We start from the raw sequence: 19,321 nt of genomic DNA on the forward strand, positions 1-19,321 counted from the left end.
ATGGCCGAGTGTACGGGTGAGGCTGAATGGCCGCCACCTTTTCTTTCGTCGAAGACGCCTTGACACCTCGATTCAGCGGAGCGCAGCAATGCGTCGACGTGAGCGACGTGCGCGTCGCGATCGTCGCCGTCCGCCAGGCTGCACGCGAGACAGCGCCGATCTTGGAAAACTCCGCGCTCGTGCGACTCAGGCATCCATCATCGCGCCTGAGCTCGTCGGATCAGGTCGCGATCGATGGATGCCAGGGTAGGACAGCCGGCGAGCGCCATGGCGATCGAGAGCTCATCGCGCAACCCCGCGAGCACGCGCGCGACGCCCTCGCCGCCGAGCGCGGCGAGCCCCCACAGGACTGGGCGTCCGACCAGCACCGCGCGGGCGCCGAGCGCGATCGCCTTCAGCACGTCGGTACCCCACCGGATACCGCCGTCCATCAGCACCAGGCACCTCCCGGCGACCGCGTCGGCGATCGCCGGGAGGGCCTCGATCGTCGCGGGGGCGCCGTCGAGCTGCCGCGCGCCGTGGTTGGAGACGACGACGCCGGCGGCGCCCGCGTCGAGCGCGCGGACCGCGTCGTCCGGCCTGACGATGCCCTTGAGCAGGAGTGGGAGCTTCGTGAGCGAGGCGAGCCACCCGACGTCGCGCCACGTCAGCGAGGCGTCATGTCGGGAGGCGACGTAGGACGCGAGCAGAGAGCCCCGCTCCTCGGCCGGCGCGGCCGCCGCGACGTCGACGAGGTTCGCCATCACGAGCCCCTCGGGCAGCGCGAAGCCGTTGCGCACGTCCGCTATCCGGCGGCCGAGGACCGGTGTGTCGACGGTCAGCATCAGCGCCCGGTAGCCGGAGGACTCGGCCCGCTCGACGAGGGCGCGCGTGAGGCCGCGATCCTTGTGGACGTAGAGCTGGAACCACTTCGGCCCTGGAGACGCGCCCGCGACCGCCTCGAGGCTCGTCGTCGAGAGGGTGGAGAGCGTGAAGATGGTGCCGAGCTCGGAGGCCGCCCGCGAGGAGGCGATCTCACCGTCGGGGTGCGCGAGGCGCTGATAGGCCGTCGGCGCCACGAGGATGGGGAACGGCACCCTCGTGCCGAGCACCGTCGTGCTCATGTCCCGCTCGGCCACGTCGACGAGGACGCGGTAATGGATCTCGAGGCGGCGGAATGCGCGCCGGTTCTCGCGGAGCGTGCGGCCCTCGTCGGCGCCGGATCGGTAGTAGTCATAGGCCATCTTCGACAGCCGGGCGCGCGCTGCGCGCTCGAAGTCGTCGACGGTGAGCAGCGACGGAGCGGGGCGAGGGTCTTGCACGGTGTTCTCCTGGAGATCCCGGCGGCGCGTCGCGACCGCAGGGGGCGGCCATCCTATCAGCTGGCCCCGGGACCAGCCGGGCTGGCGAGCGCGCTTCCCCGCAGCCCGGCGCGGCCGCGGCGCCCGTAGGACCTCGGCCGCGCCGGGCGAGGGGCGCGTCCACCACCGGGCCTCCGGGCGGCCGCCCTCGAGCAGGGGTGCGTAGGCCTCGGTCTCAGTTGCAGGCGGCGAACTGCCCGCTCGCGGGCTGGTTTCCGGCCTTGAGGTCCAGCATCGCTTCCACGGTGGAACCGTTGATGTCGGTGGCGCGGACGTGATAGGGCGCATTCCCCATGTTCCCGTCGCCGACGACGAAATAGTTGTACGACTGCCGCGTGGCCGTCTGCCACGTGCCGTTGATCTCCACCTCCAGCTTCTCGATCGGGTGCGCATGCCCCTCGACGAGGATCTCGTTCCAGTACTTGTTGCTCGCGTCCTTGAGGCGGAAGGAGACGGCGCTCGTCGTCGGACAGGGGATGTACCGCCAGGAGATCTTCCCCGCCGCGCCGCCGTGGGTGGTCCCCAGATACCCCTCGCGCTCTTCGCCGATCTTGAGAAAAGCGCTCTTGCTGAGATCGATGTGGCCCGCCGTGCACTTCGGGTTCGTGGCGATCGGGCACTGGTCCACGACCATGGCCTGCACCTTGCGCCCGTCGTCCCGGGAGACCTCGACGCACGCGCCGCACATCGCCGCCGCGTCGTAGTCGGTGGTGTTCATGGCGGCGAAGTACTGGCCTCCGCCGAACGGGACGTGCCCGACGACGTCCGGGTTGCGCCCGACGATCGGGTAGCTGCAGTTCACCTCGGTCGAGCCCATGTCGAGCGTGTAGAAGGTGATGGATCCGTTCGCGTACTCCGCGGGATAGTCGCAGCTCACCGGCTCGCTGCCCGTTCCCGTCGAGGTGGTCGCGCCGGTGCTCGTGGCGCTGGGCTCGCCGCCGCTCGTCGAGGAGGTGGAGCCGGCCGTCGTGGAGCTGCCCGGACCAGCGCCCGCGCCCGTCGTGACGCCGTCCCCGCCCCCTGCGCCTGTGCCGGCGCTGGCGCCGACCGCGCCCGCGCCCCCCGGCCCGCCGGCGGCGGACGAGGCGCTCTCCGCGCTGCCGGCGTCACCGCCGCCGCCGTCGCTGCAGCCAGCGACGCCGAGCGCGATCAGCGACACGAGCGGCCATGAAATGCCCCTGGGCAGATAACCTAGCTTCATCTCGACTCCTTAAGATTTACGATAGGAATGGATTCGCGAATCCACGCGACTGGCTTATCACGGCCCCGCGGCGCGCTGCTCGATGAAGGTGCCGGCCGCCGTCGTGTACGCGATCCACAGCGAGCCGCCGCGATCCGCCTCGATGGCCACGTGCTTGAACGACTTGCCCTCCACCGCGACGCAGCGCGCGTGAAACCGCCCTTCGCCGTCGAGCTGCCCGAGCTCGAGCGCGTGACGCGCCCCGGGCTCGCGCGAGACCGGCCGGACCCGGGCCACGTGGATCGGCGAGACGCCCTGCGTGGCCGCGATCGGCGCGGGGCTGAGCCCGTTCGGGTAGAGCGACCAGACCGCGGGCATGTCGTCGCGCGGCGCCTCGTCGACGCGGATCGCCGCCATGCCGAACGCCGAGATGTCCTTCGCCGCCGGCAGGAGCGCGTACGCAGGCCCTGCGGCGCCGATGGCGAGCGCGCCGCCCATCCGCGATTCCCCCGCGTCGCCGACGAAGACGACCGCGTCAGGGCCGAGCTCGAGCTTGCCTTCCGCCGTGAGCCCCAGCGTGCGGGCGTGCACCGGCGTCAGCGCCGACCGCGCGTCGATGTACATCGCGAGCGCGCCTCCCTTCCAGGGCGACAGCGCGACGAAGGTGGCGCCGCTGCCCTCCTCGGAGAGCGGCACGGCGGCCCCGTCGTCGAGCACAGCGAAGGCCTGCGTCACGGCGCCCTCGCTCGTCTTCCGATCCGAGAGAAAGGCGAGCAGCGTGTGCCCTCCGGGCAGCGCGACGGCGGAGATCCCCGTGCCGCGGCGCCCGGCGCCGATGGGCGGCCCCTCGCCGCCGCCGAGCGGGGTCCTCCGGATCGTGCCGCCGTGATCCATGCAGTACACGAACCGGGAGGCCACCGCGCACGCCGGCCACGAGGCGCGCGCTGGATCGCCGCTGCCATCCCCGGCGTCGGGCGCGGCCTCCGCGGGCGGAGAGCCTGGCGCGGTGAGCCCACCGAACGACGGCGCGACGTGCTGCGCCACGCCGTCGCGGTTGAAGATCACCCGGAAGTCGGCGCGCTCCGCCTCGTCGGGAGACCAGAGCAGCGCCGGCCCACGGAGCGAGAGCGAGAGCGGCCCTCGGCGCAGCGTACAGCCTGCGCCCAGCGCGGCGGCGTCTGGAGCTGCCGCGTCTGGCGCGGCGGCGTCCGGAGCTGCCGCACCCACCGCTGCCGCATCTGCCGCTGCTGCGTCCGCCACCCCCGCGTCCAGCGACAATGCGCTCGCGGCACTGGCCGCGCTCGCGGCACTGGCCGCGCTCGCGGTGGGCGCAACGGAGGGCCCCTGCGCCGCAACACCCGCGTCGGGCGCCGGCCCGGCGCCCGGCGTACCCGAGCCGTCACGGCAGGCGGCGAGCGCCGCCAACACGAGCACGCGCGCGCCCAGGGGGGGATAGCTCACCACCGCGGCCCGACTCCGAGCAGGGCCTGGATGTTCCCCGAACGCATGCGAAAGCTATCGGGCGAACGGCGTGTAGCGTCAACCCGGGAAACATCGCCGGATGCCGTGACGGCCCGTGGAACGAAGGGGGAGTCCATCCGAAGAGCGAAGGCTGGTGCTCTCACCACCGCTGGCGAGTCGGTCGCGCGAAGAAGAGGAGCGCTATGACGAATTGAACGATCCAAAACCATCACTGCCTGCGCTGCCTCCTGGGGAGGCGCGCGATCCTATCGAATCGTTCGAGAAGACTAGCGCGCGCGGCGACACCGGCGGTCCGGCGCCGGGGAGCTCGACGGTGAACGTGGCGCCGGCGCCGGGCGCGCTCTCGACACGGATCGAGCCGCCGTGCGCCTGCGCGATCTGGCGGCTGATGTACAGGCCGAGCCCCAGCCCGCCGTAGTGCCGGTCGGACACGGCGCGCTCGAAGCGATCGAAGATCCGCTCCTGGCGCGCCGGGTCGACGCCGATCCCGTGATCCTTCACCGAGAGCCGCGTCGTCCCGGCCTCCTCGCCGAGGACGATCTCGATGGGCTTGCCCGGGCCGAACTTGATCGCGTTGGCGACGAGGTTCGTGACGATCTGGTCGACGCGGGAGCGATCCCAGGAGCCCACGTTGCGGCCGCTGATCCTCAGCGAGACCGAGCACCCGGCGCGCGCCAGATCCAGCTCGAACCGCGCGATCACGTCGCGCACGACCCCGCCGAGGTCGACCTCCGCGAGGTCGAGCGAGGCCCGATCCGTGTCGATCCTCGAGACCTCGAGGAGCTCGCGGTTCAGGCGGGCGAGGCGCATCGCCTGCCGCAGCGCGCGCTCGACCTGCCTGCCCATCGCCGGCGGATCGCAGAGCCGACCCGAGCGAAGGCTCCTTTCCATGGCCTCGAGCGAGAGCGTGAGCGACGTCATCGGCGTATTGAGCTCGTGCGTCGCCACGGTGAGGAACTCGTCCCGCATGCGGATGGCCTCCTGGGTAGCGCGGTACAGCCGCGCATTGTCGATCGCGAGCGCGGCCCTGTGCGCCACGTGCTGGACGATCTCCAGGTCGGCCTCCCCGTAGCAGCGCCCCGGCGCGGACGAGACGACGCTCAGCGCCCCGATCGGCCGCCCCCGCGCCATGAGCGGCACCGCGATGAGGCTCTGCACCCCGAGTTCGCGGATGAGCCTCGCATGCTCGTCGTCCTCGCAGTATTGCCGGAGCTCTTCCTCGGAGCACCCGGAGACCAGCAACGGCTCACCACGCCGCAGCGCCCTGGCCGCCGGATGGGGCGAATCCAGGGCAGGAGAATACCGGCGCCGCAGCTGCTCGAGCAGCGACTCCTTGGCGGAATCCCTGTGCGCCCAGATGCTTCGCCGGATCTGCTCGCCTTCGACGACATCGGTGATGCACCAGTCGCAGAGCGATTGCACCGCGAGCCGCGCGACGCGCGCCAGCGTCTCCTCGTAATCGAGCGACCCGGAGAGGATCTCCCCGGCCTCGGCCAGGAAGGCCGCGCGCCGCTCCGCCGCCTCGGCCCCGGTCCTCGCGGCATGCTCCTTGGAGAGGAGCCGCGCGTTCTCCAGGGAGATCGCGGCCTGCGCGGCGAGCAGCGACAGGGCGGTGAGCCGCTCCGGCGGGAACGCGCCGGCGAGGAGGTCGTTCTCCAGATAGAGCAGGCCCGCCACCTCCGCCTGCCTCAGGATGGGCATGCAGAGGACCGACCTGGGCTTGCGCCGCGCGAAGTACGCGTCGCCGGAGAACTTGCCGGCGAGAGCCTCGGTAGGGCTCAGGATGACGCGCTCCTTCGTCCGTTGCACGTAGCGGACGAGCGTCATGGGGACGCGCTGTGAAGCGCCCTCCCCAGAGCGCGGGAGGAGGGTCCTCACCTCCCCGCTCTCCTCCAGGATGGCCTCGGCTCCGATGGAGAGGCGCTCGTCCTGGTGCAGGACGAGACAAGCTCGCTGCGCGCCGCCCTGCTCGAGGACGACCGTGAGCAGCGTCCGCAGGAGCTTGTCGAGGACGATCTCGCTCGAGATGGTCTGCGACGCCTTGACCACCGAGAGCTGGTCGAGCTGCTCGAACCGCGCCGCGAAGGAGGCGGTCGGGGCGAGCGGCCTCGCGTCCCAGAGACGCGGATTCCGCTGATCGATGTGCCGGACCTTGCCGTCCGCCCCCCAGCGGACATAGCAGGCGCGGGCCTCGCGGAGGTAGGTGTCGGCGATCAGCTCGAACCCTCGCTCCCGGTAGAACCCCGACGCGATCTCGTAGGCCAGCGCCTCGTTGTGCACGAAGCCGCTCGCGCGCGCCGAGCGAATCGCCTGCTCGTAGAGCTGGGCAGCGTCGTCCCATGCGCCGCGGAGACGCGCGATCTCGGCGCCGATCAGCGCCGCGCGGTCGCCGAAGTTCTCGGGGCAGCTCTCCGCCCAGGTGTCGATCTGCCGCTGGTGGGCGGCGAGCGCCTCGAGGTGCCGGCGCCGCTCGGCGGCGTCCGCCGCGCGGCAGCGCGCCGCCCGCACGAGCGATCCATAGAAATGGTACTCGGCCACCTCGAAGAACGAGCCCGACGTCCAGAGGAGCGGCCGCGCCTTCTCCGCGACCTCGAGCGAGCCATCGAGATCGCCCGCGAGGAAGCGCGCTTGCAGCTTGCGTATCCAGTACCAGCAGGTCGCGATCGCGAGGCGCGGATCACCCTCCAGGCGCTGCTCGAACCGGCGCTCGTCGAAGTCGGCGTCGCTGAACGAGGAGAGATCGGGCAAGAGGCCCCGGAGGGCCCGGATGAGCCTGAGCTGCGCGGTGACGATGTCGACCTCGAGGCCGAACCGCGCCCGCCGCACGAAGTCGAGCGCACGCTCGGCCTCGCGCTGCACCTCGCCGAGGGGCTCTCCCGCGGCGAGGAGGATCGTGATCAGGCAGTTCTTGTTGTACGACGCATACGTGATGTCCCCGGTCTCCTGCCCCGCCTCGAAGCCCCGTCGCAGGAGCTCGACGCCGGCGCGCATGTGCCTCACCCACGGGTTGACCCGGTGCCCGAAGCCCAGGTAGACGCGGGATTTGAGGCGCAGGGCCCCGCGGCGCTCCAGGAGCTCGAGGCCGAGCCTGGCGAACCGGTAGGCCATGCGGTAATCGCCGAAGCGCGGCCCGAGGAGCATGCCGAACCAGGTGTAGGCGAGGCACGATGCATCGCAGTTGCCGCGCTCGAGGCTGAGGGTCGTCATGCGCGTCACGACGAGGCAATTCAGGTTCGCGTCGGTGAACAGCGCCGGCGACTGCGCGTGGGTCAGGACCTCGAGGGTCGCGCGGCACTCCGGGTCCGTCATCCGGGGTGAGTCGATGAGGTCCTCGACCGAACGGCTCCCGAGCAGCTCCCAGACTCGCTCGTATTCCTTCCGTACCTCCTCGTCCGTGGGGTGCGGCGACCACGTGACGCCGACGCGGCGGAGGTAGTCGAGGCCCACGTCGACGCCGCGATCGCTGCGGTCCATGGTCGTGTAGAGGCCGAGGCGCACGCACGTGACGGCGGCCAGATCGACGAGGCTCGCGGCGCGGCGCGAGAGCGCCGAGAGCCGCTCCTCGGCCGCCGAGAGATCGCCGGTGAGGTACTCGCACTCGGCCCGATGGAGCTCGAGCTCGAAGGTGAGCTCGTACCGTCGCTCCCAGCGATCCTCCGGGAGCAGCGCCCTGCCGGCGGCCAGATACCTCAGCGCCAGGACGCAGGCGTTCGACCCCCTGGCGCGCTTGCCCGCGATGAGGTTGAGCTCAGCCACCCGCTCGCGCTCCGCCCGTGATGTGATCAGCGGAGCGCCTCGGTCGAGCTGATTGACGATCTCGAAGATCTTCTCCTCGAGCGCCTCCGGCGCCGCGCGCGACGCGAGCAGCCGGCCGATCCCGAGGTGCATCGCCGGCCGCTCGCCTTCGGGGATGAGCGAATAGGCGGCCTCCTGGACCCGGTCATGGACGAACCTGTACGAGGCGTCCCTGCGCAGGACCAGCCCCACGCGGACGGCATCCCAGAGGTCCGCGTGCGTCTCCTCCACCGAGCTGCCGCGGACCATCGCGAGGCGGTCGACGCCGGCGGCGCTCCCGAGACAGGCGAGGTGCTTCAGCGCCTCCTGGGTGCCCGGAGGGAGCCGCACGAGCTTGCCGACCATCAGGTCGATCACGTTGTCCGTGAAGCCCTTTTCGCGGATCTTCGCGACGTCCCACCGGAAGCTCTCGGCGCGCTCGTCGAGCTCGATGAGCCGCTCCTCGTGCAGCGCGGTGAGGAACAGGATCGCGAAGAAGGGGTTGCCGGCCGTCTTCTCGTGGACGAGGGCCGAGAGCTGCGCGGCGTCCTCGCTGCGGCAGCGGAGCGCGTCGCCGACGAGCGCGCCGAGGTGCTCCCGGGAGAGCGGGCCGAGCACGATGTCGGAGACGCGCGCGCCGTCCTTTCGCACCTTGTCGAGCGCCGCCATGAGCGGGTGCGAGGGCGTCACCTCGTTGTCGCGGTACGCGCCGACGACGAGGAGGTGGCGCGTCTCCGGGTGGGTCATCAGATCATGAAGGAGCCCGAGGCTCGCGGGGTTGGTCCACTGGAGATCGTCGAGGAAGAGCACGAGCGGGAGCTCCAGCCGGGCAAACGCCCCGATGAACCTCCGGAACACGACGCGGAACCGGTGCTGCGCCTCGGCCAGCGGGAGCTCAGGGACCTGCGGTTGCCGGCCGATGACGAGCTCGACCTGCGGGATGACGTCCACGATGAGCTGTCCGTTGGGCCCGAGCGCGTCGAGCAGCCGCTGCCGGAGGGCCGCGATCCGGTCCTCGGGCTCCGCGAGGATCTCGCACACGACATCCCGGAAGGCCTGGACGAGCGTGAAGTGAGGGATGCCGCGGTTGGATCGTTCGAACTTCCCCGAAAGAAACAGGGCTCGTTCCCGGACGATCGGTTTGTAGAGATCGTGAACGAGGGCCGACTTTCCGCTGCCGGAATAGCCAGAGACCAGGACGAGCTCGGGGACCCCCGTGTCCACGACGCGCTCGAACGTGCGCCGCAAGGCGCTCACCTCGCGCTCGCGGCCATAGAGCTTCTGCGGGAGCTGGACGCGGCCGGAGATGTCGCGCTCGCCCAGGGAGAACGGCTCGATCCTGCCACACGCCCGGTGCTGCGAGAGGCACCGCTCGAGGTCGTGCCTGAGGCCGCGGGCGGTCTGGTAGCGATCCTCCGCCATCTTGGCGAGGAGCTTCAGGACGATCGCCGAGAGGACCTCGGGCATCCCGGGGACGATCGCGGAGGGCGGCGGCGGGGCGAGGGCGACGTGGCAGTGCACCCACTCGAGCGGATCCCGCGCCACGAAGGGCAGGCGCCCCGTGAGCATCTGGTAGAAGGTGACGCCGATCGCATAGAGATCTGCGCGGCTGTCGATCGCCCGATTCATTCGCCCCGTCTGCTCCGGAGACAGGTACGGCAAGGAGCCTTCGATGAGCCGGGGAGTCCCGACCGGGGGCTGCTCGCGGGGGAGGCGGGAGGCAAGGCCGAAGTCGGCGAGCTTCACCTCGCCCGTGGTCGCGTTGACGAGGATGTTCTGGGGCTTGAGATCCTTGTGGAGGATGTCCCGCTGGTGGAGCTCCGCCACGCAGGTGACGAGACGTACCGCGAGATCGAGGAACCGCCCGGCGCTCATGGGCGCATCGATGAGGATGAGGTGATCGAGCGACTCGCCGCCGAAATCCTCCATGACGAGCGCCGGCAGCCCCTCGAACGTCTCGAGGGCGAGCGGTTCGACGAAGGCCTCGTGGCGGAGACCCTTGCCCATCGTGTACTCGCGCCGGAGGCGCTCGATGTCCTGCGAGCAGCCGCTCCTCGGGTCGATGACCTTCAAGATCACCGGGCGGCCATCGGCGCTCCGGACCGCGCGAAGCAGGCGGGTTCTTCCGCCCTCGTGGAGGGTCCCGGTGATCGTGTACGGGGAGGGAGCGCGCATCTCCTTGGGCAGACTCACGAGGACGACATGCCGCAAAGCGCTGGCGCCGGTCGGCCGGGGGGGACATCGCCGTCGGCGACCCCGGAGCGGCCGAGCCCGTGTGCCGCCCCGAGGGGGCTCAGCCACCCAACCGGCGCGCACACACGCCTCCCACCGGACACCGCGCCGCCCGCCCCATGCTCCCGCGATCGTGACATCGTCAGACCCCCTCCTGTATCGATACACTATCGATACCACGAGGACCCCGCTGCGCCCGCCCCTGGACGGACGGCGACCCCAGGAGGGGATTCACGAAGCGATCGCTCGGCTGCTCGGGCCGCCGGTTGCGCCGGACGGGCGAGCCAGCCTGGACCGATGGTCGGATCAGGATCGGGAATCTAGAAGGCGAATGGCACGTCGATCTGCAGGATCTTGTGCTCTGACGCCGTCATCGGATCATCGAGCCCCATCGCGAACGCGACCCCGGGGCGCAACCACATCTTCTCTCCCAGCTTGAAGTGGCCGCGCGGCCCCACGGCCACCGTCGTCGTCTCGCGCGTCGCGCGGGAGGCGTCCTTCTGCACGGAGACCGGCGTCGAGAGCCAGCGCTGGTGCCGGAGCTCGGCGCCGATCGACAGCATCGGGACGACGAAGTAGCCGAGGTGCACGCCGGCGGTGAAGTTCGTCTTCGACGAGTCCGGCTGCACGTCCTCCCCGCGGACGCGCATGAGCTGGAGCACCGTGGCCTCGATCTGCGCGGTGAAGCCGTGCGCTACATAGGCGAACCCGACGCCCGGGAAGACCGTGAAGTCGTTGACGGCGAACATCGCGTTATCCATCGCCGAGCGGGCGTAGATCCCCGCCGTCCTCGCGGGGCCCATCTCCGGGCTCGGCGTGTTGCCGCCGCCGGAGCCCACGGGCACCGTGAGGCCAAGGAACAGGGCGAGTCGCAGCTCCGGCGTGAGCTTCAGCGCGTAGGTGGCGCCGACGACAGGGTTCAGGAACCCGAAGCCCGAGTCGCCCGCAGGCGGGGAGTTCGAGACGACGCCGAGCCGCACGAGCGGGGCCAGATCGTCGGTCACCTTGTAGCTGAAGAGCAGCGTGGACGCGACGGTCGAGCCGGAGGAGCTCGCGGAAGGAGCGCTGTAGAAGGCGATCGCGGTGTCGGAGCGCACGACGGACACGGCGACCACCGGACGGAGCTGAAACGGCAACGAATACGGAGGCGGCTTGGGCTTGTCCGCCGGCGGCTCCGCGGCGGCAGGCTCCGTCGCGGGCTGAGCCGACGCCTGAAACGCAGGCAGACAAAGGAGGCTCGCGCCGAAGAGCACACGGAACAACGGACGACATGGATGCTTGTTGGTCATGGGCAGAGCAGGGGGTTGGGCTGGAGGACAACCGCTGTGGCCTCGTCGCCAGCGCAACGAGACAGCCTTCGGAACTGCCGTCGGCTCTGCTGAGCCTGCTCCCACTCTCTGCGCAGAGAGGTTTCGCAAAGATGACAGGGACGAAATGATGGCGCGTGCTCGACACCTCTGTTCGCCGGAGATGTCGTTACCTGCGCGCCGCGGAACCTCGGAGAAACCTGCCGGCCATCGAGACGAGCCGCGGGCGAGCGATGCGCGGAGCGCCGATCCGCCGCCGCGGCCGGGCCTTACCGCTCGAGCACCGTGATCGAGCGGTCCCAGTACGACGCGACCACCGCCCGCGCGCCGTCCTTCGAGACCGCCACGGCGCACGCGCCCCTGCCCGTGGGCAGCGACGCGACGACCCTCGGCGGGTCGCCCGCGATGACCGCGACGCCGCTGCCGACAGGCGGCCACTGGGTCCCACCGAGCGCCACGAAGAGCGTCTTCCGGTCGGGCGACGTCACGCCCGTCAGCGGCACCCCGCGGAGCGGGAGCGTGCTCTTCACTTCCATCGTCGATAGGTCGATGACGCTCGCGGTCCGCGCCTCGGCGTTGAGCGTGATGCCGTACCGGTCCTCATCGAGCAAGAAGCCCGCGGTCGGCCCGACGCCGACGGGCGTCTTCCTCGTCTCGGTCACCCCGGCGACGCTCAGCAGGATCGCCGTGTTGGACAGCCGATCCGGGAAGAACACGGCGCCGCCATCCCGCGTGATGTCGCCCTCGCGCGGCTCGCGCCCGACCGCGATGCTCCGCCGGGTCGCGCCGAACGGCGACTCGCTCGGGTCGAACAGGTCGATCCACGCGCCCCCCGGCCGGCCCGCGTGCGTCAGCGCGCCGAGCGCCGCGATGTAGGGGCGCCCCTCGGCCTGCACGAGGAACAGCTGCCCCGTGGCGTGCGGGAGCGTGATGTTCGCGAGCCGCACCCCCGTCGGCAGCTCGAACTTCGTCACGCGCTTCGTGTCCGTCGTCGCCGCGACCACCGTCCTGCCGTCCGGCAGCGCCACGATGTCGCCCGGCGTCCGGCCGACGTCGAGCAGGACCGGATCGCGATCCCACGCGGTCGTGTCCATCACCGGGATCCGCGCGGCGTCCTCGTGCCGCAGCACCGCGACGTAGCGGTCGAACAGGAGCCGGATGTGGTCGCCCTGCGCCGGCATCGACGCCTTGTGGATGAGCTCGCCGCTCTGGAGCTTGTACTCGCGCAGCGAGGCGTCGTCGGCGCTGACGTAGATCGACGCGCCGCTCGGGTTGAAGACCACGTCGAGCGGGTGCACGTCCCCGATCCGGAACTCGCGGGCGCGCCAGCGGCCCTTCGGCTCCGCCGGGGGCGGCGCGGGCTCGGCGGCGTCGGGGCCGAACGCCGCGGGGTCCGGCGCGTCGTCCGGCGCGGCGCGCGGGGCGGCGCCCTCCGGCGCGAGCGCGGTCAGCGGCGGCGCCTCGCCGACGGGCGACTTCAGGCTGGTCAGGGTGGCGATGATCACGGCCGCGACGCCGCTCGCCACGGTCACCGCGGCCCGCGCCAGGCGCGGCTCGCGGCCGGAGAGCGACCCCACGGAGCCGCGGTGGCGCTCGCCGAGCCACCCCTTGCAGGCGCGGCACTTGCGCGCCCCCTCGACGATCCGCGCGCCGCAGCTCGGGCACGGGACGCGACGCTCGCTCATTGCAGCACCCATGCGACCTTGGCGCGATCGCCGAGCGCGAGCGCCGAGCCGCCGTCCGGGGCGAGCCGCACCCGCGTCGGCTCGCCGCCGAGCGGGTGGACCTTCGCCGCGTAGCTCTTCAGATCGACCAGGGCCACCGAGCCCGCCCCGTCGCCGCTCAGCGCGACGACCGCCTGCGCCCCGTCCGGAGCGACGGCCATGTCGAGCGCGCGGCCGGGGAACGTGACGGCGCGGAGCAGCTCGCGCTTCGACAGATCGAAGACCTGGATCGCCCGCCCCTCGTTGCACCGCACGATCGCGCGCCGGTCGCTCCGGATGAGCGCGATCTGCTCCGGCTCCCGGCACGTCGTGATGCGCGCCTCCTGCCGGACCGCGCCCGACGGGAGCCAGGTGAGCGGCACCAGGGTGTTCTCGGCCCGGAGGGCCACGAAGCCCGCCGAGCCGTCGGGGATCATGAGCGCGCTGGCCGGGTTGCCCACCATCGAGGTGCGCACGCGATCCTGCTCCGAGCCGAGCCGGCTCGGGTCGAACGGATAGGCGACGCCGCCCGACGGCTCGCCCTTGCCGGGCAGCGGGAGCTGGCCCGTCGTCGTGATCGCGCGGGTGCCGCTGTCGTCCACGGCCACCGGGCCCACGGCGTCGTCGCCGAACTGGATGCGCTCGATCTCGGCGTGGTACTCGGTCGCGAGGATCGCCACCGCGTGCGCCGCCGGCAGCGAGGCGAGCGCGCGCCGGCCCGAGGCGCCTACCTGGATGTCGCCCACGGCCTCGCCGAGCTCGATCGTCTTGAGCAGCCGCGTCGTGGCGGCGTCGATCACATAGATGCGCGAGGGCGCGGTCGCGTAGACGACGTCGCCCACGCGGTGCAGGCGCCGGACGTGGGGCGCCTCGGAGACGAGGCTCAGCGCCTGGCCGGTCCGGGAGCTGCGCACCTCCAGGCCGGCGGACAGCGCGACCACGAAGCGGTCACGGTCGAGCGGGAGCGCGTCGAGCGCGTCCTTGGGGAGCGAGAAGGGGCCGGTGATCGAGGGCGCGTGCGTGTCGGCCAAGTGGCCGACGTCGTTCGGGCGCTGCCAGACGCAGCGGCCGAGCTGGCATGACTCGCCGCTCCAGCACGGCGCCCCGCACACCGGGGCCGGGGGAGCGACCGGCGACGCGGCCCGGGACGGCGCGAACCGGTGGGGCGCCAGGTAACGGAGCGCGCCGCCGGTGCTGATGAGCCCCAGGATCGCGCCGATCGTGACGAGCGGGCGCCAGTGGAGGGAGAGCCAGCTCGCGTCCTTGGGGGCATCGGGGATCGAAGGCGCCGTCGCCGTCCGCCTGGGCGCGTCGGCCGGCTCCCCGCACTCGGGGCAGAGGGCGATCCCGGCGGCGATGCGCTCGAGGCAGACAGGACAGGTCGCCTCGCCGGCGCCGGTCGATCGCCGGGGCGGCGGCTCCGTCCACGGGACGGGCACCGGGCTCGCCTCGGCGGCGTGGCGAGCCTCCCGCGCCTCAGCGGCGCTGGAGCCGGGCTCGGTATCGCTCCGCGTCTCGTGGTCCACTGCGCACCTGCGTCTCTTCCGTGTCCGTGACGAGCGGACCTCGCGTAACCCGAGCGTGCCCGGAAGTCGAGCCTTTCGTGCCGGCGCAGCGGCCCCGGCGACGTGGCCCAAGCCACGAGCGGCGCGCGCCGTGGACGAAACGACGTGGCAGGAGATCGCACCGCCACGAAAGATGCCTCGCGCGGCGGGGCGAGGGCCGCCGGTGCAGCAGAGGGGAACATGGTTGTGGCCGTCAGCTCGGCAGTCGGCCGTTGGGCGTCAGCTCGGGAGTCGGCCGGCGGCCGCCGGGTGGCCGAAGCGTCGATATCACCGAATTGACGTGCTCCCTGCGCCCGGCGCGCTTGCGGCCATGACTCGCCGAGCGAACACCATCAGAAGAAAATCCCAGCACCACCAAAAGAATAGGCACATTTGCCGGGTGCAATTCCACAAGATAACGCACCACGTCAGCACGCCGGGAGGACACCATCATGCTAATTTACCGGCGGGGTCTTGGGACGGCATCTTAACACGAGGTTGGCGATGAAAAAGACGGCTGGGTGCGTGGCGGCGCTTGCGCTTATGGGCGTGCTGGGTGCGTGCAGCGCAGTGGACAATCAGGGGAACAGCAGCAGCGGAGGCGACGCGTCATCGCAGGGGCAGGGCGCGGGCGGGCCCGGCGGGACCACCGGGGGGCCCAGCGGGACGGGCGGCTACGATGACAGCTTCGGCTCGGTCGATCCCACCGTCAGCAGCAGCGGTGTCGGCGGGAACCCCGGGGAGAACCAGGAAACCGGCAAGTCGTGCGACGGCAAGTTCACCGGCCGGGTGCGCGACTTCCAGGAGGCGCACCCCGACATGGAGCCGCAGGACGAGGGCAAGTGCATCAACTGCGACGATCACATGATCGTCACGGACACCCTCGGAGAGGACCTGAAGCCCGTCTATGCCGGCGGGGCCGAGGGCACCACGACCACGACCGGCAAGGAGAACTTCGACGTGTGGTTCCGCGACACCGAGGGCGTGAACATGCCGATGAACATCACGCTACAGTTCGAGGACCCCGAAGGCGACGGCGTGTGGACGTACAACAACCGGGAGTTCTTCCCGGTCGACGAAGCGCTGTTCGGCAACGAGGGGCGGGTGCACAACTACCATTTCACCTTCGAGATGCACATGGGCTTCGAGTACAAGGGCGGCGAGCAGTTCACATTCGCCGGCGACGACGACGTCTTCACGTACATCAACGGGAAGAAGGTGGTCGACCTCGGGGGCATCCACGCCGAGCAGACCGAGATCGTCGACCTCGACGACCTCGGGCTCGAGATCGGGAAGACGTATCAGCTCGACTTCTTCTTTGCCGAGCGCCACGTGACCGACTCCCACTTCCGGATCGACACCTCGATCGAGTTCCTCAACTGCGGCATCCAGGTCAACTGACGCCGGCGACGAGCGAGGCCGCCCGCCTGGCCCTCCCGTAGCGCCTCGTCGGGGTGCCCCCTCCCCCTGCGACGCTCGCGCGCGCGGCGATCAGTCAGAGCAGGCGAACTGCGGCGGAGCGCTCTCGAGCACGGCGCAGCGCGAACCGCACTCCTGGAAACAGTCCATGCAGTCGGCGTACGAGGCGGCCCGCTCGGGCGAGGTGACCTCGCCGACGTGCTCGGCGCACACCTCCCTCGCCTTCTCCGCGTCGTAGCCGCCGCAGCCGGACACGGCGCCCGCGACCGCGACGAGGGCGGCGACGAACAGCGAGCTCTTCCTGTCCTTGCTCATGCAGCTCCCTCTCATTCTGCGCAGGTGAACGTCTGCGGGCACGCCCCCGACGGCTCGCAGGCGTCGCCGCACTCCTCGTAGCAGCTCACGCACGCCTCGTGGCTCTCGTCGGTGGAGCAGGACGGCACCGCGTCGCGCAGCTGGGCACAGCGCTGCTGCGCCTCCTCCGTCGAGAGCCCCCCGCAGCCACCCGCGAGCGCGACCAGCGAGAGCAGCGCCGCGCCAATCCCCAGCCTTCGAGCCATCCAAGCCTCCCTTCGAGCCATCCAAGCCTATCCGAAGCGCCACGACAGGGCGCGGCTTTCCGCCGCGCGCGCTCAGCCGTCCACCGGCCTCGGCACCGTGACGAGCCCGTAGGTCCCCGCGCCGCTCACCTGGATCCACGCGCGCAGCACCTGGATCGGCCGCCCCGCCCGCGCCACGGCGGCCACCGCGTCGCCGAGGTCGCGCGCGCACGCGGCGTGCAGGTCGTCGGTCGTCTCGTGGTCCTCCGCGGAGCGGCGGATCCAGACCGCGGTCGACGGCATCGCCGCGCCATCGTGCCTGTCCTGCCAGCGCCTGCCGACGAGGTGCGCGCGGAGGAGCTTCCTCGCTTCCGGGGGCGTGTCCGGGTGGAGCTCATACACCATCGTCGCGATGAACGACCTCATGCGCGCGAGCCTGCCGGAGCGCCGCGCGCCCGTCCAGACGGCGCGCTGCGCACGTCCGCCGGACGAGCGGACGGGCTCGCGCGGAGTTCCCGAGGGCAGGGGCGGCGGAACGGTGAAATAGTGTCGCGCCGATGCCTCCAAGCGACCTCGACCCCAGGCGTATCCTGCCCATCGCGGACCGGCTGCACGCGGACCCCGGCTACGCCGGCCGCGGCGTCACCATCGCCTTCCTCGACTCCGGCTTTTACGCCCACCCGGACCTCACAACGCCCAGGAACCGCGTCCTCGCCTACCACGACCTCTTCGCGCCCGAGGCGGGCCCCTCGGCGCTCGAGCACGGGGACGCCTCGTCGTGGCACGGCATGATGACCTCGGTGGTCGCCGCCGGGAACGGCGCGCTCTCCGACGGGCGCTTCCGCGGCCTCGCCTGGGAGGCGAACCTCGTGCTGGTCAAGGTCGGCTTCGCCCACCGCATCGTCCACGACGACATCCGGCGGGGCATCGAATGGGTGATCGCGCACCGCGAGCAGCACGGAATCCGTGTGCTCAACATCTCCTGCGGAGGCGATTACGAGGAGTCGTACCTGACCGGGAGCCTGTCGCGCGCCGCCGACGACGCGACCCGGCACGGCATCGTGGTCGTGGCCGCCGCGGGCAACGCAGGGCACGACCCGGGGCACCGCGTCCTGCCGCCGGCCAGCGCGCCGAGCGTCATCGCCGTCGGGGGGCTCGACGACGGCGGCGCAGGAGAGCAGACGTGGAACTACCACTCTTCGCACGGCCTCACCCTCGACGGGCTGCAGAAGCCGGAGATCATCGCGCCGGCGATCTGGCTGGCGGCGCCCATCCTGCCCGGGACGCCGACCGCGGCGCAGGCGCAGCTCCTCTCGCTGCTCGACCGCGCCCGGGACGAGGAGCTGCCCGGGCTGCTCGTCGAGCACGCGTGCGTCGATCCGGACCTCGACGCCATCGCCGGCCGCGAGCCGTACCTCGTCCGCCAGCTCGCGGCGGCCAAGCTGCGCGACCAGAAGGTGATCTCCGGCCATTACAAACACGTGGACGGGACGAGCTTCGCCGCGCCGATCGTGAGCAGCGTCGTGGCGCAGATGCTCGAGGCGAACCCGCGCCTCTCCCCGCAGCAATGCCGGCGCATCCTGATGAAGACGGCGCGCGGGCTGCCCGGCATCGCGCCGGAGCGGCAGGGCTTCGGCGTCGTGCAGCCCCGCGCCGCGGTGGCCGCCGCGCGCGCCGCCGCGTGAGCTCGCCGGCGTCCACGCGGCGAAGAGGTCGCTGGCGCTCGAGCTGACCTGCGCCGTGACGTCGCGCTCGGAGCCGTCCTGGAAGCGGCCGATCGCCGCGAGCTGCACGGCGGCGGGCTCGCCGTGGGCGAGCGCGACGGACCTCCAGGTCGAGCTCCGGACAGGCAGGGTACCGCGCCGGTCTGACGGCCGGCTCGCCGGGACTTCGAGCACGAACGGCGCGAGGAGGCCCGGAGCCCGTTCGTCCACATCGCACGGGGCATCGCGGCACGAGGCGCACGCCGTATCCAACGGGGGTGCGCGCCGTCGCCGCCGCCGTCCGACGGTCCGGCTCGCCGCGCGCGGCGGCGGTCAGGAACAGGCAGGCGCGGCCAGCCTGGGGGAATACCTTGCGTACCCCGCCGCCGGCCGGTAGCTTCCGGAGCGCCTCAAGGCTCGTTCGTCCTCGACCTCTGATCCGGCCGCCTGCTGCAACGTGGTTGCCTCGTCCGAACGTGGGGTGACGGCCGGTCGTCGGGGAGCGTTTTCGCGTGCGGCCCGCGGCACGATCCGGGCCGTCCGCGAGGGAAGCGGGGATCGTGCAACGGGATTGGCGGCAGACATGAGCAAGCGGCTTTATGTGGGGAACCTGGCGTTCCATTCGACGGAAGACAGCCTGCGCACCGCGTTCGAAGGGGCCGGCGTCGAGGTACTCTCGATTCAGTTGATGACAGACAGGATGACCGGGCAGTCGCGCGGGTTCGGGTTCGTCGAGGTGAGCGATGCCCAGGCGCAGGCGGCCATCAACGCGCTGCACGGCAAGGACCTCGACGGCCGTACCCTGACGGTCAACGAGGCGCGCGAGCGCACCGGTGGCCCCGGCGGCGGCGGCGGCGGTGGCGGCTTCCGCGGGGGTGGCGGCGGCGGCGGCGGCGGCCGCGGAGGTGGCGGCGGCGGGCGCGGCGGTGGCCGCGGCGGCGGCGGGCGCGACCGCTGGTAGCGCTGCAAGGTCGACCCCGACGGCGCGGTCAGCGCCGCGCGGGGCCTCTCGCCGCCTCGACCACGGACGCCGGGGCGCGGAGCGCAGGGGGATCCCCCAGGAAATAAAGCAAGAAACGCCAGCGCGAAGGCGCGGCG

The 19,321-nt window shown here is 71.7% G+C and carries 13 protein-coding genes; 3 read left to right on the plus strand and 10 right to left on the minus strand.

The window, feature by feature from the left end; all coding sequences use genetic code 11:
* Window positions 1-197: 197 nt before the first annotated feature.
* From WMF12_RS40175 to WMF12_RS40205, 7 genes are all read right to left on the minus strand, one after another.
* The gene (locus WMF12_RS40175) at window positions 198-1,301 is read right to left on the minus strand and encodes an alpha-hydroxy acid oxidase (RefSeq protein WP_437853736.1); all 1,104 of its coding nucleotides are present in this window, start codon (window positions 1,299-1,301) and stop codon (window positions 198-200) included.
* A gap of 214 nt (window positions 1,302-1,515) precedes the next feature.
* The gene (locus tag WMF12_RS40180) at window positions 1,516-2,541 is read right to left on the minus strand and encodes an expansin EXLX1 family cellulose-binding protein (RefSeq protein ID WP_437853738.1); all 1,026 of its coding nucleotides are present in this window, start codon (window positions 2,539-2,541) and stop codon (window positions 1,516-1,518) included.
* A 57-nt stretch (window positions 2,542-2,598) separates the two neighbouring features.
* Entirely contained in the window at window positions 2,599-3,747 is a 1,149-nt protein-coding gene (locus WMF12_RS40185; RefSeq protein WP_437853740.1) for a hypothetical protein, read from the minus strand.
* Between the two features lie 435 nt (window positions 3,748-4,182).
* Window positions 4,183-9,969 (minus strand): sensor histidine kinase, encoded by a 5,787-nt coding sequence (locus WMF12_RS40190; protein WP_437853742.1) that lies wholly within the window; start codon window positions 9,967-9,969, stop codon window positions 4,183-4,185.
* Window positions 9,970-10,328: 359 nt separating this feature from the next.
* Window positions 10,329-11,297 (minus strand): hypothetical protein, encoded by a 969-nt coding sequence (locus WMF12_RS40195; protein WP_437853744.1) that lies wholly within the window; start codon window positions 11,295-11,297, stop codon window positions 10,329-10,331.
* A gap of 287 nt (window positions 11,298-11,584) precedes the next feature.
* Entirely contained in the window at window positions 11,585-13,000 is a 1,416-nt protein-coding gene (locus WMF12_RS40200) for a hypothetical protein (protein WP_437853746.1), read from the minus strand.
* On the minus strand, window positions 12,997-14,544 hold the full coding sequence (locus tag WMF12_RS40205) for a YncE family protein (protein WP_437853748.1): 1,548 nt from the start codon (window positions 14,542-14,544) through the stop codon (window positions 12,997-12,999). Before WMF12_RS40205 ends, WMF12_RS40200 begins: the two co-directional genes overlap by 4 nt.
* 522 nt (window positions 14,545-15,066) lie before the next feature.
* Here WMF12_RS40205 and WMF12_RS40210 point away from each other — a divergent pair.
* Window positions 15,067-15,963, plus strand: a complete 897-nt coding sequence (locus tag WMF12_RS40210; RefSeq protein WP_437853750.1) for a fibro-slime domain-containing protein — start codon at window positions 15,067-15,069, stop codon at window positions 15,961-15,963.
* A 90-nt stretch (window positions 15,964-16,053) separates the two neighbouring features.
* On the opposite strand, the gene WMF12_RS40215 is transcribed toward WMF12_RS40210, so the two are convergent.
* The 3 genes from WMF12_RS40215 to WMF12_RS40225 all read right to left on the minus strand — a co-directional run bounded on the left by WMF12_RS40215 (window position 16,054) and on the right by WMF12_RS40225 (window position 16,946).
* Window positions 16,054-16,296, minus strand: coding sequence for a hypothetical protein (locus WMF12_RS40215; RefSeq protein WP_437853752.1), 243 nt, complete (start codon window positions 16,294-16,296; stop codon window positions 16,054-16,056).
* An 11-nt stretch (window positions 16,297-16,307) separates the two neighbouring features.
* Complete coding sequence (locus WMF12_RS40220; RefSeq protein ID WP_437742039.1) at window positions 16,308-16,541, minus strand: hypothetical protein; 234 nt, start codon at window positions 16,539-16,541, stop codon at window positions 16,308-16,310.
* Window positions 16,542-16,613: 72 nt separating this feature from the next.
* Window positions 16,614-16,946, minus strand: coding sequence for a hypothetical protein (locus WMF12_RS40225; RefSeq protein ID WP_437853754.1), 333 nt, complete (start codon window positions 16,944-16,946; stop codon window positions 16,614-16,616).
* Between the two features lie 131 nt (window positions 16,947-17,077).
* On the opposite strand from WMF12_RS40225, the gene WMF12_RS40230 reads away from it, so the two are divergent.
* The gene (locus tag WMF12_RS40230; RefSeq protein WP_437853756.1) at window positions 17,078-18,205 is read left to right on the plus strand and encodes a S8 family serine peptidase; all 1,128 of its coding nucleotides are present in this window, start codon (window positions 17,078-17,080) and stop codon (window positions 18,203-18,205) included.
* A 601-nt stretch (window positions 18,206-18,806) separates the two neighbouring features.
* Window positions 18,807-19,184, plus strand: coding sequence for an RNA recognition motif domain-containing protein (locus WMF12_RS40235; protein ID WP_437853758.1), 378 nt, complete (start codon window positions 18,807-18,809; stop codon window positions 19,182-19,184).
* Window positions 19,185-19,321 lie beyond the last annotated feature (137 nt).

Source organism: Sorangium sp. So ce363 (assembly GCF_051520435.1).
Classification (GTDB): Bacteria; Myxococcota_A; Polyangia; order Polyangiales; family Polyangiaceae; genus Sorangium; species Sorangium cellulosum_B.

What these genes read in the sequence shown, in the direction of transcription:
- WMF12_RS40210 (WP_437853750.1), top strand. Translation starts at nt 15,067, where the DNA reads ATGAAAAAGACGGCTGGGTGCGTGGCGGCGCTTGCGCTTATGGGCGTG.
- WMF12_RS40225 (WP_437853754.1), bottom strand. Translation starts at nt 16,946, where the DNA reads ATGAGGTCGTTCATCGCGACGATGGTGTATGAGCTCCACCCGGACACG.
- WMF12_RS40200 (WP_437853746.1), bottom strand. Translation starts at nt 13,000, where the DNA reads ATGAGCGAGCGTCGCGTCCCGTGCCCGAGCTGCGGCGCGCGGATCGTC.
- WMF12_RS40215 (WP_437853752.1), bottom strand. Translation starts at nt 16,296, where the DNA reads ATGAGCAAGGACAGGAAGAGCTCGCTGTTCGTCGCCGCCCTCGTCGCG.
- WMF12_RS40180 (WP_437853738.1), bottom strand. Translation starts at nt 2,541, where the DNA reads ATGAAGCTAGGTTATCTGCCCAGGGGCATTTCATGGCCGCTCGTGTCG.
- WMF12_RS40230 (WP_437853756.1), top strand. Translation starts at nt 17,078, where the DNA reads ATGCCTCCAAGCGACCTCGACCCCAGGCGTATCCTGCCCATCGCGGAC.
- WMF12_RS40220 (WP_437742039.1), bottom strand. Translation starts at nt 16,541, where the DNA reads ATGGCTCGAAGGCTGGGGATTGGCGCGGCGCTGCTCTCGCTGGTCGCG.
- WMF12_RS40235 (WP_437853758.1), top strand. Translation starts at nt 18,807, where the DNA reads ATGAGCAAGCGGCTTTATGTGGGGAACCTGGCGTTCCATTCGACGGAA.
- WMF12_RS40195 (WP_437853744.1), bottom strand. Translation starts at nt 11,297, where the DNA reads ATGACCAACAAGCATCCATGTCGTCCGTTGTTCCGTGTGCTCTTCGGC.